The 15,834-nt window shown below is 38.5% G+C and carries 15 protein-coding genes; 11 read left to right on the top strand and 4 right to left on the bottom strand.

Annotation, left to right across the window (positions count from 1 at the left end):
• Window positions 1-60: 60 nt before the first annotated feature.
• The 11 genes from ALE3EI_RS01070 (at window position 61) to ALE3EI_RS01020 (ending at window position 12,463) form a co-directional block, all read left to right on the top strand.
• On the top strand, window positions 61-2,247 hold the full coding sequence (locus tag ALE3EI_RS01070) for a glutamine synthetase III family protein (protein ID WP_186989974.1): 2,187 nt from the start codon (window positions 61-63) through the stop codon (window positions 2,245-2,247).
• Between the two features lie 509 nt (window positions 2,248-2,756).
• Window positions 2,757-3,578, top strand: a complete 822-nt coding sequence (locus tag ALE3EI_RS01065; RefSeq protein ID WP_186989972.1) for a hypothetical protein — start codon at window positions 2,757-2,759, stop codon at window positions 3,576-3,578.
• A gap of 141 nt (window positions 3,579-3,719) precedes the next feature.
• Window positions 3,720-4,247 carry a hypothetical protein gene (locus tag ALE3EI_RS01060; RefSeq protein ID WP_186989970.1) on the top strand — a complete coding sequence of 176 codons (528 nt, stop codon included), beginning with the start codon at window positions 3,720-3,722 and terminating at the stop codon, window positions 4,245-4,247.
• Window positions 4,248-4,286: 39 nt separating this feature from the next.
• Entirely contained in the window at window positions 4,287-5,036 is a 750-nt protein-coding gene (locus ALE3EI_RS01055) for a CsgE family curli-type amyloid fiber assembly protein (RefSeq protein WP_186989968.1), read from the top strand.
• A gap of 11 nt (window positions 5,037-5,047) precedes the next feature.
• Window positions 5,048-5,422: a curli assembly protein CsgF gene (locus ALE3EI_RS01050; protein ID WP_186989966.1), complete on the top strand. Its 375-nt coding sequence runs from the start codon at window positions 5,048-5,050 to the stop codon at window positions 5,420-5,422.
• A gap of 9 nt (window positions 5,423-5,431) precedes the next feature.
• A complete protein-coding gene (locus ALE3EI_RS01045; protein ID WP_186989964.1) occupies window positions 5,432-6,847 on the top strand; it encodes a CsgG/HfaB family protein in 1,416 nt (471 codons plus the stop codon).
• 41 nt (window positions 6,848-6,888) lie between these two features.
• Entirely contained in the window at window positions 6,889-8,346 is a 1,458-nt protein-coding gene (locus ALE3EI_RS01040; protein ID WP_186989962.1) for a carboxypeptidase regulatory-like domain-containing protein, read from the top strand.
• A gap of 75 nt (window positions 8,347-8,421) precedes the next feature.
• Window positions 8,422-9,600 carry an AIR synthase related protein gene (locus ALE3EI_RS01035; RefSeq protein WP_186989960.1) on the top strand — a complete coding sequence of 393 codons (1,179 nt, stop codon included), beginning with the start codon at window positions 8,422-8,424 and terminating at the stop codon, window positions 9,598-9,600.
• Window positions 9,601-9,798: 198 nt separating this feature from the next.
• Window positions 9,799-10,875 (top strand): peptide chain release factor 1, encoded by a 1,077-nt coding sequence (gene prfA, locus ALE3EI_RS01030; protein ID WP_186989958.1) that lies wholly within the window; start codon window positions 9,799-9,801, stop codon window positions 10,873-10,875.
• Window positions 10,876-10,878: 3 nt separating this feature from the next.
• A complete protein-coding gene (pyrF, locus tag ALE3EI_RS01025) occupies window positions 10,879-11,697 on the top strand; it encodes an orotidine-5'-phosphate decarboxylase (RefSeq protein WP_186989956.1) in 819 nt (272 codons plus the stop codon).
• Complete coding sequence (locus ALE3EI_RS01020) at window positions 11,687-12,463, top strand: ABC transporter substrate-binding protein (protein ID WP_186989954.1); 777 nt, start codon at window positions 11,687-11,689, stop codon at window positions 12,461-12,463. Before pyrF ends, ALE3EI_RS01020 begins: the two co-directional genes overlap by 11 nt.
• On the opposite strand, the gene ALE3EI_RS01015 is transcribed toward ALE3EI_RS01020, so the two are convergent.
• The 4 genes from ALE3EI_RS01015 to ALE3EI_RS01000 all read right to left on the bottom strand — a co-directional run bounded on the left by ALE3EI_RS01015 (window position 12,464) and on the right by ALE3EI_RS01000 (window position 15,683).
• Entirely contained in the window at window positions 12,464-12,646 is a 183-nt protein-coding gene (locus ALE3EI_RS01015) for a Lacal_2735 family protein (RefSeq protein ID WP_186989952.1), read from the bottom strand.
• Between the two features lie 108 nt (window positions 12,647-12,754).
• Window positions 12,755-13,462 carry a DUF4197 domain-containing protein gene (locus ALE3EI_RS01010; protein WP_186989950.1) on the bottom strand — a complete coding sequence of 236 codons (708 nt, stop codon included), beginning with the start codon at window positions 13,460-13,462 and terminating at the stop codon, window positions 12,755-12,757.
• A gap of 81 nt (window positions 13,463-13,543) precedes the next feature.
• On the bottom strand, window positions 13,544-14,479 hold the full coding sequence (locus tag ALE3EI_RS01005) for a T9SS type A sorting domain-containing protein (RefSeq protein WP_186989948.1): 936 nt from the start codon (window positions 14,477-14,479) through the stop codon (window positions 13,544-13,546).
• Between the two features lie 292 nt (window positions 14,480-14,771).
• On the bottom strand, window positions 14,772-15,683 hold the full coding sequence (locus ALE3EI_RS01000) for a T9SS type A sorting domain-containing protein (RefSeq protein ID WP_186989946.1): 912 nt from the start codon (window positions 15,681-15,683) through the stop codon (window positions 14,772-14,774).
• Between the last annotated feature and the right edge of the window lie 151 nt (window positions 15,684-15,834).

Here is a 15,834-nt window from a genome sequence, read left to right as displayed (position 1 = left end):
TCTCTAAAAAGTATATTTTTGCGGTGTTTAAACTTGAAATTCACTTAAAAAGTACCTGGTATGTCCACATTAAGATTCCACGCTGTTAAAGAAACATTTAATCGTGAACCAATTAAAGTAACCGAGCCCGAACGTCGCTCATCCATTTTCGGAAATAATGTATTTAATGAAAATGCGATGCGACAGTATCTTACCAAAGACTCCTACACTAGTATTATGGATGCGGTAGAGAACGGAACTAAGATCGCACGACCCATTGCAGATCATATTTCAACTGGAATGAAAGAGTGGGCTATTTCTAAAGGTGCCACACATTACACCCACTGGTTTCAACCACTTACTGGAGCCACTGCAGAAAAACACGATGCCTTTTTTGAAACCTTAAGTAACGGACAAACTATCGAAAAATTTGGAGGTGGACAATTGGTGCAACAAGAGCCCGATGCCTCGAGTTTCCCTAACGGAGGAATAAGAAATACCTTTGAGGCCAGGGGATATACAGCCTGGGATCCCACTTCACCTGCATTTATTTACGGAACAACCCTTTGTATACCTACTGTTTTTGTAGCCTACACCGGAGAGGCCTTGGATTATAAGACTCCATTACTAAGGGCACTTCAGGTGATTGACACGGCTGCAACAGCCGTAGCGAAGTATTTCGATAAAAACGTAACCAAAGTAAACGCAACCTTAGGGTGGGAGCAGGAGTATTTTTTAATTGATAAGGCGCTTGCTGCATCCCGCCCGGATATTTCTTTGGCAGGGAGAACCTTACTGGGACATGCTTCAGCTAAGGGACAACAGTTGGACGATCATTATTTTGGATCTATTCCTGCTCGCGTTTTAAATTATATGCGGGATCTTGAAACCGAATGTATGTATTTGGGAATACCTGTAAAGACGCGACACAACGAGGTAGCTCCAAATCAATTTGAATTAGCGCCAATTTTTGAAGAAACAAATCTTGCGGTCGATCACAACTCCTTATTAATGGATGTAATGGACAAGATCGCAGATCGGCACAATTTTAAGGTATTGTTTCACGAAAAACCATTTGCAGGAGTAAACGGTAGCGGGAAGCACAACAACTGGTCTCTGGCTACAAATACCGGAGTGAACCTTTTAGGACCAGGAAGTACTCCAATGAAGAACCTTCAGTTCTTAACCTTTTTCATCAACACCATTAAGGCAGTTAATGAACATGAGGAGTTAATTAGAGCGTCGATCGCAAGCGCCAGTAACGATCATCGTCTGGGAGCAAATGAAGCACCCCCGGCCATCATTTCAGTTTTCATTGGGTCTCAGCTCACTGAAGTTTTAGATGAGTTGGAAAAAGTAACCAATGGAAAACTATCGCCACAAGAAAAAACCGACCTTAAATTAAACGTGGTAGGAAAGATACCTGAGATCTTATTGGACAATACCGACAGGAACAGAACTTCGCCGTTTGCCTTTACTGGAAATAAGTTCGAATTGCGTGCCGTAGGATCCACCGCCAATTGCGCGAATCCAATGACAGTACTGAATGCCATAGTAGCAAAGCAGTTGATGGATTTTAAAAAGCAGGTAGATGGTCTTATTAAAGACAAGAAGATGAAGAAGGATGATGCTATATTTAATGTACTTCGTGAATATATTCAGGATTCAAAACGAATTCGTTTTGAAGGTGACGGATACGGTGAAGCCTGGGAGAAAGAAGCGAAGAAGCGTGGTTTGAGTAATCACAAGACCACCCCTGAAGCATTAAAAGCGAAAGTATCCAAAAAATCGATTGCCTTGTTTGAAGAATTGGGAATAATGAGTAAGACAGAAATGGAAGCTCGTTATGAGATCGAAACAGATGAATATGCACTGCGTATCCAGATAGAAGGAAGAATTTTAGGAGACATTGCCAGAAACCATGTTATACCTACAGCTATCAGATACCAAAATATATTAATTGAAAACGTGCGAGGAATTAAAGATATTTATGGTACGAATTTTAAGAAAATCGCCGGAGAGCAGATGCAGTTGATTGAGCAAATTTCGAAGCATATCGAAAATATTAATAAAGGGATTACCGATATGATTAATGAACGTAAGAAAGCTAATAAAATTGATGATGCAGAAAAGAAGGCTTCGGCCTATTGTGTGAAGGTAAAACCTTACTTTGATATTATTAGATATCATTGCGATAAGCTCGAATTATTGGTCGATGATGAGATCTGGCCCCTCACAAAGTACCGTGAATTGCTGTTTACAAAGTAATTTAACAAAACTTTAACATATTAGATTTCTGCTATTTTTATAAGCCGCCTAACCCTTAGGCGGCTTTTTTATACGTAGGTCGATTCCTACTAATTTCGTTAATAGGAAAATTCTTACACAATACTGATTATCAGTAAAATACGTGTTAGCACGTATTACTTTGTATGATTATTTTTTAGATATTTGATACAGAATTTAGTTTATAACGAATCGTAAACTCAACTCTATTACTCCTCAATTATTTACCCATAACTTAACCAAAGGCCACAGGCTGAATTATAATATGGTGTAAACCGAATGTGAGGATTTTTCACATTGATCTTTGAAAGAACGAATACATTAAAGCGTAGCGAAATGTATTTTAATGGTATGCGAAAAGTATAAGACATACTTAATAGTTTCAAATCGTTTAAGTTATGATTTGGTAAACAGTGTAACCTAGTTTTACACCTAGCAAAATGAGACAAAAATTTTTATTAACCAATATTAATCTTTAAATCTTTTAAATTATGAAAAAAGTGATTCTAAGTGCATTAGCACTAATGGTAGCAACCGTAGGGTTTGCTCAGTTTAATGACAGTGATGTTCTTCAAGTAGGACTTCTTAACAATTCTGATGTTGATCAAACAGGTTTACTGAATGATTCTGATGTGTTCCAATTAGGAATTGCGAATGATTCTGACGTAGATCAACTTGGAGTTGAGAACCAGTCTGATGTTGATCAGAGAGGACGTCTTAACGAATCTGATGTACTTCAGATTGGTGCCGACAACTATTCTGAAGTAGATCAGAGAGGACGTCGTAACGAGTCTAATGTTGTACAATTGGGTCTTGATAACGACTCTGACGTGTATCAGCAGGGAAGACGTAACGATGCGAATACGTTCCAATTAGGATGGAGTAACGAATCTGACATTGACCAAATTGGTCGTCGTAACGATGCAGACGCTATTCAGATCGGTCTTGGAAACGTTTCTGATATCGACCAGGAAGGACGTCGTAACGATGCTTATGCGGTTCAAGTTGGAGCTTTCAACTATGCGTATGTTCATGAAATGGGAAGAAGAAATACTTCTACTTCTGTTCAGTTAGGTCTAGGTAACTGGAGTGTTACTGATCAACATGGAAGAAGAAACGATTCTGACACATGGCAAATTGGAGCCGGAAACGGTTCTTGGACTGAGCAATATGGAAGAGACAACGATTCTGATGTTCTTCAAGTTGGTCTTTTAAACTTTAGCTACACGCATCAGCACGGTCTTGGACACATGAGTACTGTAATTCAGTTAGGAGCCGGAAACACTTCTTCTGTTGTACAGCACAATCTATAAGACTCTTTTAAGTATAAGATTCTTATGTTGAAAATAATGTATAAGGGTGTTGAAAAATGCTCTTATACATTATTTCATAAAAAATTGATAGCGATTATCAATAATATCACGTAACTTCATTAAAATAATTAAGTGGTCAAAATGATGAAATTCATTTTTAAATATGGTGTTATAATTCTTATGTTGGCCACAACAGTGTCACTGGCACAAACGTATACATCCTCAGGTTCCACTTCAGGAATAAAAAACATTGAAAGTGCTGCGGCACAACAGACATTTATCGCCTCTCAGGCATCTACCTCCACTAACATTACCAACTCTTCCCTAAACAATGCCATTTATATTGAGCAGGTTGGAAATTACAATAGCTCAATTGCAAATACTATTTCTGACAAGAGCCGAATTCAACTCTTTCAGCGAGGAAATAATAATGAAATTCAGTTAAATATTGCTTCCAAGAATATTTTTGAGAATGTTTATCAATTGGGATATAACAACTCATTTTTGGACCTAAGTTTAACAGGAAATGCTTTTCATACCGCTACTGTAATTCAGAGAGGAACCAACCAGAATTTGATCTGGACCGGTACAAACTCTATTTCAGATTCTATGCTAATTACAATGCAGGGAAAGAAGCAAACGGTTTTTGTTCGAAATTTTAAAAGATAATTTATCTTGTTTTTTGATTTTAAATACACGCTAACACTAATGTGTCTTCTATTGACGACTCATATTGGGTATTCACAGATCTACAATACTGAAATTGAGGCGAAGATCAATATGGAGAGCAACACTGAATTCATAAGTATAACCGGTTCTGCATTTAACAAAACGGAATTTAGTCAGAGTGTACGGTATGTCCTTTCTGTTATAAAAAATGACCCGCAAAGTTCTAATAGAAGTAAAAATGATCAGAGCGGTAGAATTGTCCTTGATGCCGGACAAAAAAGTAATCTCTCCTCCACCACAATTAATGCCGGCGATACAGATAGGATCATTATACTTTTGTTAATATATGATCTGGAAAATAATCTAAAGGGAAAAGACCGAATCGTTATAAACGGTACTGAAGCAGATAATAAGGAACAGGCACTTAAGGAAGAAAAGGAACTAAACCTCTCGCCGGATGCTCAACATGATAATAGTGATGGGGTTTTTTTAAGAGGAATAGTATTAGAGGAAACCAAAACTAAACCCGGGCGTGATTTCTTTAAGGAATTCTCTTCTCTATATCAAAATAATAACCTGAATGGTAGAGAAGTGGTAACGGTTAAAGAAGAATTGGCACTTGCTAACAATACGAAAATTCAGATATTGGTTGCGAACGAAGTTATATTCGAGTTCTTTGTTCGTCCCCAAACCGATTTTCTAAAGCAAGCGGCAACTGAATCTATACGAAGAGTTTTTCTTCATTTTAAGTATCTGGAAGAAAGTAAAGATTACGTGAGAAGATTTTAAAAACGTTTATTATGAAAACCATAGTTACGATATTATTTTTGGTAGGAAGCTCCTACGCATTTGGACAACAATTCGTGTATACTCCTAAAAACCCGGCATTTGGAGGGGACCCATTTAATTATACCTGGTTGTTAAATTCGGCCAACGCTCAGAATCCGTTTACCGATGAGAGTCAGTTTGGTGACTTCGGTGATCTTGGAGCTTTAAACAATAGTTTAAATAATCAACTATTAGGAGGCCAGTTCGGACAGGGAGAGCTACCTCCACTTGGCACATCTCAGAATGGAAATCTGGAGTACGAGGTTTACGAATCGAATGAAGGTCTTGTTATAAATATTTTAGACATTACCACCGGCGAACAAACGCAAATAATTGTTCCTAATTAGACAGTCTGTATGATTATATATTTACGAAATACGCTGCTTATATCTTTTGTATTACTTCTTACGGGTTGTGGGGCTTATTTTAACCAGCCTATTGCACCTCAGGATGCCAGAATGGCCGAAGTGACAAACCAGACCCGAAAATTAAAGGATTTACCCAAACCTTTAAGCCCGATTGTAGTGGGTGTTTATAATTTTAAAGATCAGACAGGTCAGTATAAAAACATAGAAAACGGAAGTACGTTTAGCACCGCTGTCACTCAGGGTGCTACAACCATTCTCATTAAGGCGTTGGAAGATTCAAAATGGTTCAGGCCCATAGAACGTGAGAACCTTAATAATCTTCTTAACGAAAGAAATATAATTAGAACAACAAGAGACGAATACAGGAAATCTGCCGATGACCCGGTACAAAGGTTGAATCCTCTGCTTTTTGCCGGAATATTACTGGAGGGTGGTGTTATTTCTTATGACACCAATTTAATGACCGGTGGTGTTGGAGCACGATATTTCGGAACAGGAGGTTCATCACAGTACAGACAGGACAGGATTACGGTTTATTTGCGAGCAATATCTACCTCTACCGGAGAGGTTTTAAAAACAGTTAATGTATCAAAGACCATACTTTCTCAATCGGTTGATGTCGGTATTTTTAAGTATGTGAATTTTCAACGATTGTTGGAAGTAGAGACAGGTTTTACAAAAAATGAACCAACACAGATGGCCGTTCAGGAGGCCATTGAGCTAGCAGTTCATTTACTTATCCTTGAAGGTATTCAGGATAAATTATGGACATCTGCCGATGGAGAGGAAAAGGATAAGGAATTGGTTGAAGAATATCTTATAGAAAAGCAATTGGAAGAATCCACAGCCTTATATGATCGAAAATATCTTAAGCACGATTTTAAGCATGCGTTCAATGTTTCGGGTGGCGTTGCGCTGGTTGATGGAGATTATACTTCGGGTCAGTTAGACTATATGGCCGAACTGGGATATAAATATCGTTTAATTCCCGAATTGAGTATTTCATCCAGATTTCAGATATTTAAATTGAATTCTACCGAAGAAACCAATCATTGGTGGCTAAGTGAAAGCTTTAATGTCGAGTATAATATTTTGCCACATGATCGATTATCACCATTTATTTTTGCCGGACCTGAGATCCTGTTATTTGCTGACGATTCGCCTTCCCTTTATTTACAACGCTGGGATTCCTTTTTTGCATTAAAATTTGGGGCCGGACTTGAATATGCAGTATCAGACCGGGTATCTTTTGTATTAACCGGTGATTTTAACCGAACCTTTTCCGATAAAATCGACAATCAGCCGGGAGGAAGAAGAGACGATTTCTTTTACACTTTTGGTTTTGGTCTAAATTATCATTTTGGTTCTAAGAAATCTAAATTAAAAACTAACGAACATTTTTAGAGATGAGGAGAGTTACTAAGATATTTTATATAAGTGTTGGTATGTTATTAATCCTTTTTACATCGTGTAATGAGGATAGAATCGGAGAGTTTGATTTTGGAACGATTCAGGGAACTGTAGTTGCCTCCGGAACAAATACCCCTCTGGAAAATGTGAGAATATCTACGCAACCCATTTCCAGCACCGTTTTTACTGACAGTAACGGGAAATTTACCATTGAAAATGTACCGGTTGGTGATTTTGCCGTTGAAGCACGGGTTGAAGGATATATTACCGATTTTGAACCCACAACAGTACAGGCTAATCGTACTGTACAAGTAGTTTTTGAACTTGAAGTTTCTACCGCAAATAATAGGCCGCCAACAGCTCCTCAGTTGATCGCACCCGGCGAGAATGAGGTGTTACAAAGCATCGAAGCCGTTTTCGAATGGTCGGCCACAGACCCTGAAGAGGATCCTCTTACCTATAGTCTGGAGCTCAGAAATGACCAAAACAATGATGTGCTATTGTTTGAAGACATAGAAGATACCACATTTACCTATTCTCCTTTAATGCTTGGAGCACAGTATTTCTGGCAGGTTTCCGTGAGCGATGGTATTAACGATCCCGTACTAAGTCCCGTGGGCACCTTTGAAGTGATTGGCGCTCCCGGTGATAACCGATTTTTGTTTGTAAGAAATATTGATGGAAATAATGTGATATTTTCAGCAGATGAGGATGGAACCGAATTTCAGCTTACATCTCAGGAAATGAACAGTTATCGACCAAGACGCAATATTACCGCTAACCGAATTGCTTTTTTCCAGTCTGATGGTGCTTCGACCGATATTTATACCATGGACAGAGATGGTTCAAACATTACAAGGATAACCTCAACAGTTAAGCCTAACGGTTTTAATTTAAATGAAATCAATTTTTCATGGCCGTTAAACAGTGATTATATCTATTTTCCGAATTTCGATAAGCTGTATCGAATCAAAACCAACGGATTAGGAATTGAAATGGTGTATCAAACAGTTGATGGATCGTTTATCTCTGAAGTATCGGTAAGTGATACCGATAATCTGATCGCCTTAAAAACAAACGATATCAACGGATATAATGTAAATGTCTTTACCATAGATTTTTCCGGAACGGTTATAGATACTATATTAACGGGAGTTCCCGGGGGTGTAAGCGGACTAAGTCTGTCGGTTACTAATCAATCTGTGGTTTATTCATACGACGTTTCAGGCTATGAGGCACCGTCGTATCGCCGATTGGATTCACGTATCTTCCTTTATGATATTCCTTCAGGCACGACTACAGATATTTCAGATAATAAACCGAACGGGACATCAGATCTCGACCCCATTTTTTCACCAAATGAAGCCTTTGTGGTATTTATGAACACGTCTAATGACGGTATTTCGCAAAAGGATGTTTATACTTTGGAAATTAATGTTGCCGATACCAGAGAGCTAATGTTCAGCAATGCCTTTATGCCCGATTGGGAGTAATGGGTAGAAAAAAATTATTAAAAAGCTCACCTTGTGGGCTTTTTTTTATTGATTACTTTTGTAGCAAATCTTATTATGAGTCAGGATATTTCAAAAAGGTACGCGCAGCGAGGAGTTTCGGCCGGTAAGGAAGATGTTCACAACGCTATTGAGAATGTGGATAAAGGCCTGTTTCCTAAGGCATTTTGTAAAATTGTACCAGACTACCTCAGCGGGGATGAGGATTACTGTCTTGTAATGCATGCAGATGGAGCAGGGACCAAATCATCACTTGCCTATATGTATTGGAAAGAAACCGGAGATCTTTCTGTTTGGAAGGGGATCGCACAGGACGCGCTTATAATGAATATTGACGATCTGTTGTGTGTAGGAGCAGTTGATAATATTATGCTTTCTTCTACCATTGGCCGAAACAAGAATGTTATTCCGGGAGAAGTTATTTCTGCACTCATTAATGGTTCTGAAGAACTTATAAATGAGCTGTCAGATTTTGGAGTTCAAATTCACTCAACTGGCGGAGAAACTGCCGATGTAGGCGATCTTGTCCGTACGATTATAGTGGATTCCACGGTGACTGCCCGGATGAAGCGAAGTGATGTACTAGATAATGCAAATATAGTACCCGGGGATGTGATAGTTGGCCTGGCTTCCTTTGGACAAGCTACCTATGAAAAGGAATATAACGGGGGCATGGGAAGCAATGGACTTACATCTGCTAGACATGACGTATTTAATCATACCCTAGGCACGAAATATCCGGAGAGCTTTGACCCCTCGGTACCCTCTTCTTTGGTGTATTCGGGTACAAAGGAATTACTGGACGATGTTGAGGATAGCCCGCTAAACGCCGGGAAGTTAGTTTTGTCACCAACACGTACTTACGCACCGGTTATAAAGTCGATATTATCTAAACTGGATAGGAAAAATATTCATGGAATGGTACATTGCAGTGGTGGAGCCCAGACAAAGATCCTTCACTTTGTAGACAAACTCCATGTCATTAAAGACAATTTATTTCCGGTACCCCCGCTTTTCAAACTAATTCAGTCTGAAAGCGGAACCGATTGGAAAGAAATGTATCAGGTATTCAATATGGGACATCGAATGGAATTATACGTACCTTCCTCCGAAGCCCAGAAGATCATTGAGATCTCGGAATCTTTCAATATAGACGCTCGGGTTATTGGTCGTGTGGAGGCTTCAGAAAAAAGACAACTTACTATTAAAACTAGCAACGGTATATTTACTTATTAGTTGACTGGATTTTAATCATTTTATTTCTCACGTTCAGATTTGAGGGTACTTAGTACCATGATCAGGAATAGCACTGCGTTTTTTATAACACGTTTTCAAGTTGCTTTTTAAACAAGCTTTAAATTCAAAAATTAATTCTACTTATTTATTGTAAATTTGCAGCTGTCCGGGCTAATTGTACGGCAATTCATATCCTATATGTTAGAAAAACTTCAGATAATAAAACAGCGCTTCGATGAGGTAAGTGATCTTATCATCCAGCCCGATATCATAAGTGATCAGAAACAATATATTCAACTAAACAAGGAATATAAGGATCTGCGTAAACTTATGGATAAACGGGAGGAATATATTAAGCATACCGAACATTTAAAGGAGGCTGAAGAAATAATCGCCGACGGAAGCGATGCCGAGATGGTGGAAATGGCGAAAATGCAATACGAAGAGGCAAAGTCTCGAATTCCCGAACTAGAAGAAGAAATCAAAGTTTTGCTAATTCCGAAAGATCCAGAGGACTCAAAGAATGCGGTCATGGAAATTCGAGCCGGGACCGGAGGAGACGAGGCCAGTATCTTTGCTGGCGATTTGTATCGAATGTATACCAAATATTGTGAAAGTAAGGGTTGGCGTACCAGCGTAGTTGATTTTAGTGAAGGTACGAGTGGTGGTTTTAAGGAAATTCAATTTGAAATTGAAGGTGATGATGTCTACGGAATTCTGAAATTTGAAGCAGGAGTACACAGAGTTCAACGTGTTCCCCAAACAGAGACGCAGGGACGTGTTCATACCAGTGCGGCAACTGTGATGGTATTCCCTGAAGCGGAAGAATTTGATATTGAAATTGACCCAAAGGATGTTCGGGTCGATTATTTCTGTTCATCGGGTCCTGGAGGACAGTCGGTGAATACCACTTATTCTGCGGTTCGTTTAACGCATGAGCCTACCGGCTTGGTGGCCCAATGTCAGGATCAGAAATCCCAACATAAGAATAAGGAAAAGGCATTTAAGGTATTACGATCGCGGTTGTACGATCTGGAATTGGCTAAAAAACAGGCCGAAGACGCAGCAAAACGGGGGTCTATGGTAACAAGTGGAGACAGAAGTGCGAAAATTAGAACTTATAACTACGCACAGGGGAGAGTAACGGACCACCGAATAAATCTTACGCTTTACGACTTAAGTAATATTATTGACGGGGACATACAAAAGATCATCGATGAGCTTCAGCTGGTAAGTAATACCGAAAAGCTCAAGGAGGCAGGAGAAAGTTTTTAAAACATGACCACTCAAAAACTTGTTTCAGAAATAAAAAGAAAAGGATCATTCCTGTGTATTGGTTTGGATACCGATATCAGTAAAATTCCTAGTCATCTATTACAAGCCCAAGACCCGGTTTTTGAGTTCAATAAGGCCATTATCGATGCTACGCATCACCTTTGTGTGGCATATAAGCCAAATATTGCATTTTACGAGGCAAATGGATCCAAAGGTTGGGATTCTCTTCAGAAAACAGTTCGGTATTTACGTGAACAATATCCCGAAATATTTACCATAGCCGATGCAAAACGGGGTGACATTGGAAATACCTCCAAGATGTATGCGAAGGCTTTCTTTCAAGATCTTGGTTTCGATTCGGTTACTGTGGCACCCTATATGGGTAAAGATTCGATTGAACCCTTCCTAACCTTTAACGACAAACACACCATATTGCTTGCGTTAACTTCAAATGAAGGTGCTTTCGATTTTCAAACACGTCTGGTTGACGGGAAAGAAGTTTATAAAACCGTGATCGAGGTTTCGAAAGGCTGGCAAAATTCCCAAAACCTGATGTATGTTGTGGGTGCTACAAAAGCGGAGTATTTAATGGAAATACGCAAGATTATTCCAAATAACTTTTTGTTAGTACCCGGAGTAGGGGCACAGGGTGGTAGTTTGGAGGAAGTATGTAAATATGGCCTAACGGAAGATTGTGGGTTATTGATAAATTCCTCAAGAGGAATAATTTATGCCTCTTCTGATACCGATTTTGCCCGAGCTGCTTCGATCAAGGCCCAAGAGCTTCAAACTAAGATGGCTATCTTGCTTCATGATAATTAAGGATCAGCTAAATAGAAACATCCGTTTACCACGTTCTCCCGTTCGAATAGTTTCTTTAGTTCCTTCCCAAACCGAATTACTGGTTGATCTGGGCTTAAGAAAAAATCTTGTTGGGATAACTAAGTTTTGCGTGCACCCTAAAGATCTACGGGAGGAAATTAAAGTGGTTGGTGGCACAAAAACCGTTCATTATAGTAAAATAGAGGTATTGGCGCCGGATCTAATTATTTGCAATAAGGAAGAAAATACTTTGGAGATGGTTCAGGCCCTCGAAGCGATCGCTCCGGTTTGGGTTAGTGATATAAAAAATATTTCTGATTGCATCCACATGATTGCTCAATTGGGGGAATTATGTAAGAGAAGCGAGGAGTCTTCAGTGGTAATAGATTCCATTCAAAGCGCACAGAGTGAATTTTTAGATCGTATTAAAGACAGAGAGCATAGGAAGGTTTTGTATCTCATTTGGAAGGATCCCTACATGGCGGCTGCTAAGGATACTTTTATAGATTCAATGTTAGAACTGAATAAATTTCAGAATGTATTTTCTGAGAATGATACCAGATATCCGGAAGTGGAGGAATCTTTCTTTGAAATGGCAGATCTCATCTTATTGTCCTCCGAACCGTATCCGTTTAAAAAAGAACACGCCGAATACTTGAGAAACAAATATAAAAAGGAAGTGATGCAGGTAAACGGGGAATATTTTAGTTGGTATGGTTCCAGGTTAATTGAAGGCTTTAAATACTTTAGTTCTTTAGATCCTTAATTATTTGTCCCCCGACTTTAATGTAAGCATTTGTATTTTTTTGTATACCTCATCTGCTTCATGGTGAATTCTATCACTTTTTTCTGAATTGTATAAAGCAGTATTGTACGATTTACGCATTAACGCTGTATATCGCTTTTTTAATTTTTCCAGTTGAGTCTGTTTTTTGAACCAGGTATACATTCGTAATTAATTTCTGCTACAAAAGTACGGTACATTCTATCAAGAAAAGCATAAAGAGAGGTTAACGGAATCATAATGTTTTAAAACCAATCCCTGTGTTTACTAGGGTTAGTCCTGTAAAGCAAAAACTTGTTTTAACAGTGTTGTGGTTCGAGAAGCTACCTTAGTGCGGATCTTTTTTTCTTCTACTGCGATCATTTTATAGACACCATCCAGCGCTTCATTGGTGACATAATCGGTGAGATCAGGATTTACTTTATTTACAAAAGGAACCGAATTGTAACGGGTGATAATATTGTTCCAGATCTGATCTGCTCCTACTTTAGAAAATGAATTCTGAATCACTGGATTGAAACGAGCATATAGTTGACTATTGGTTTTCATTTCGAGATATGAGGTTGCTGCGTTGTCTGGACCCAATAGTATATTTTTAGCATCAGTAAAGGTAATCTCCCTGACGGCATTCACAAATATAGGAGTAGCCTCCTTAACTGCATCCTCTGCTGCCCTGTTAAGTACTTTAAGTCCTTCGTCTGCCAAGCTGCTAAGTCCAATATCACGAAGTGTTTTATCGACTTTTTGTAATTCCGGAGGTAATAGAATCTTTACCAATGGATTTTTATAAAACCCGTCCTTTTGGGTTAGTTTCGATACTTGTTTGTCTATTCCAAAATCAAGTGCTTGTCTAAGTCCGTTAGCAATCATTAGAGGGTCTGGGCCTGTTTGTCCGGGAAGTGTGTTGACTACATTTTGTAACTCAGCACATGAAGTTAGTATAAATAAAAAACAAACAAAGAATATCTTTTTTGGGATCATATCGGCAGCAGTTTAGAATTTAAAGATAAAAAAAAGACCCTTCAAAATAAAGGGTCTTTACGTATAATAATTGGGTAAGTCTTACTTTACAACCTTTACTGTTTTCGTTGAGTTACCAATTGTTACCTGAACAAGGTAAGCTCCATTTGAAAGAGCTCCCATATCTATACTGGGTGATACTCTGTCGGGCTGTTCTTGTAAAACTACTTTTCCAAGTACATCATAAACCGTAACTCGACTCACTGCATCAACAGAGGAGATATTTAATATGTCTTTTACCGGATTAGGATACACACTGAAATTACCTTCGGTAAACGAATTAACGCCTAAGGTTAAATCACCTACTGCAAGAACCAAGTCATCCATGTAGTATTCATTATGCGGACTGGCTGAGAAAAAATCGAAACCGGCTAGTTCGACAAAAACAGTCGTTCCGAATGCAAATGGATAGCCCGAAAATTGTTCGGTGCCATCGATATACATCGCCCATTCCATTGCATCAATATCATAGACACAGATCATTTCGAACCATTGGTCCTCCGGGTAAGCAAATGTTACATCAAATGTAGAACAATCAATAACACCTGTCACACCACCAGATCCACCAGAAGCTCCATCACAATTAAAATAAACATTTCCTCCCATTAGAGCCTGATTCCATGCCCCGGCAGAATTAGCTGCCTGCATATTAAAATATGCTCCTCTTCCGGCAGGAATATACATATTTACCTTTAGGGAATACACCCCTGAAGTGGGTTGAGAAGGAGTAAGTAGAATCTGATCCATTATTTCGGAATCATCAATTAAAACCGATTGATCTCCGGATAATGATTGAGAGTCAACAACATCGGCATCTTCTGCACCACCGTTATTACCGGACCAGGTTCTCCAGTGTGGTGATTGCATGGAAATATCTCCTAACGTAAAGAATTCAAAATCCTCTTCGTACTCGATTTGCGCATTTAGTGTAAGTGTAAACGCACCTATCAATAGCGTAATAAAGTATTTGTTTTTCATAATCAATAAAATTTTAATGTATAAATATAATAAAAAACACAAAATAGAATATGAGGTTATGTTAAATATATTTATTTAACATATATGATGCGAGAAAGGTAAAAGAAGCAGTTTGAAGTATAAAGAGGGTGAGTAATTCTCTACTATAACTATGATCGAAGCTGAATACTTGGTTGCATTAACTCATTCAATTATTTTTAACTTCGATTAGATTGCCTCAAGCCTAAACATTGGGGAATAAAAAAAGGCCTTTCGAAAGAAAGGCCTTTTAAAATTGTAATTATAGGAATAATTACTTCACAACTTTAATTGTCTTAGTAGCATTTCCTATTTTAACTTGAACAAGGTAAGCTCCACTAGAAAGTGCGCTCATGTTGATGCTTGGAGAAACAGCGTTAGGCTGAGCCTGAAGCACAACTTTACCAAGTACGTCATAAACAGTAACAGCGTTAACAGCTTCGATAGAAGAGATGTTTAATACATCTTTAACTGGGTTAGGATAAACACTCACCTGTACTGTGTTGAAATCTTCATTTGCAAGAGTCCCTTCAACATAGTATGCATCATCTACGTAGAATTCACTACTAGCAGAACCAGGGTAGAAGTTAAGACCACCTAAAGTAGTGTCTCCAGTTCCTTGGAAAGGAATAGCAGGAGAAGTAACACCACCAATAGTCATTTGATACGTAAGAGCGTCTACATCAACATAAAGTTCAACAGTAAACCACTCATCGTGATTAAAACTTAACATTGTAAGATCACCGTTAGTGTCAGTTACACCACCTGGATTTCCAGCTGCCTCGTTAAAGTAGATGTCACCAGAGTTCCAAACACCTGATAATGGAGTACCAGTAGCAGGAATTTCTCCTTGAATGTTGAAGTATCCTTCTTTACCTGAAGGAATGTAAAACTCCCATCTTATTGTATAGTCACCAGTAGTTTGGTTTCCTAATAACATAAGAGGGTCTCTCGCTTCACCACCTACAGCAACAAGAGATTTGCTTCCAGAGTTACTCTGAGCGTCTGTTACCACAAATCCATCATTTGCTGCTCCACCATCGTTGGTCCAACTTGTCCAAACACTTGGATTCTGAGTTCCCATTTCTCCTAGAGTGTAAAACTCCATGTCATCGTCAATAAGCTGTGCATTGACTGAAAAACTAAATGCTAAAGCTGCAATAGCCAAAAAGTAAATTTTTTTCATAATAATTTAAATATTTGTTGTTTAATATTGAGGACGCAATATACAAAAATATATATGTTAGACAATACATATTAAGATTTTTTTAGAGGTTATAATTCTCGATAACCGTTTATTTTATTAGCTTTTTCGTAAATTTGAAACCTTTATATAT

Source organism: Constantimarinum furrinae (assembly GCF_014295415.1).
In the GTDB taxonomy this organism is placed as follows: Bacteria; Bacteroidota; Bacteroidia; order Flavobacteriales; family Flavobacteriaceae; genus Constantimarinum; species Constantimarinum furrinae.
Note: the sequence above shows the minus strand (reverse complement) of the source record. Positions and strands in the feature narration are given on the sequence as shown.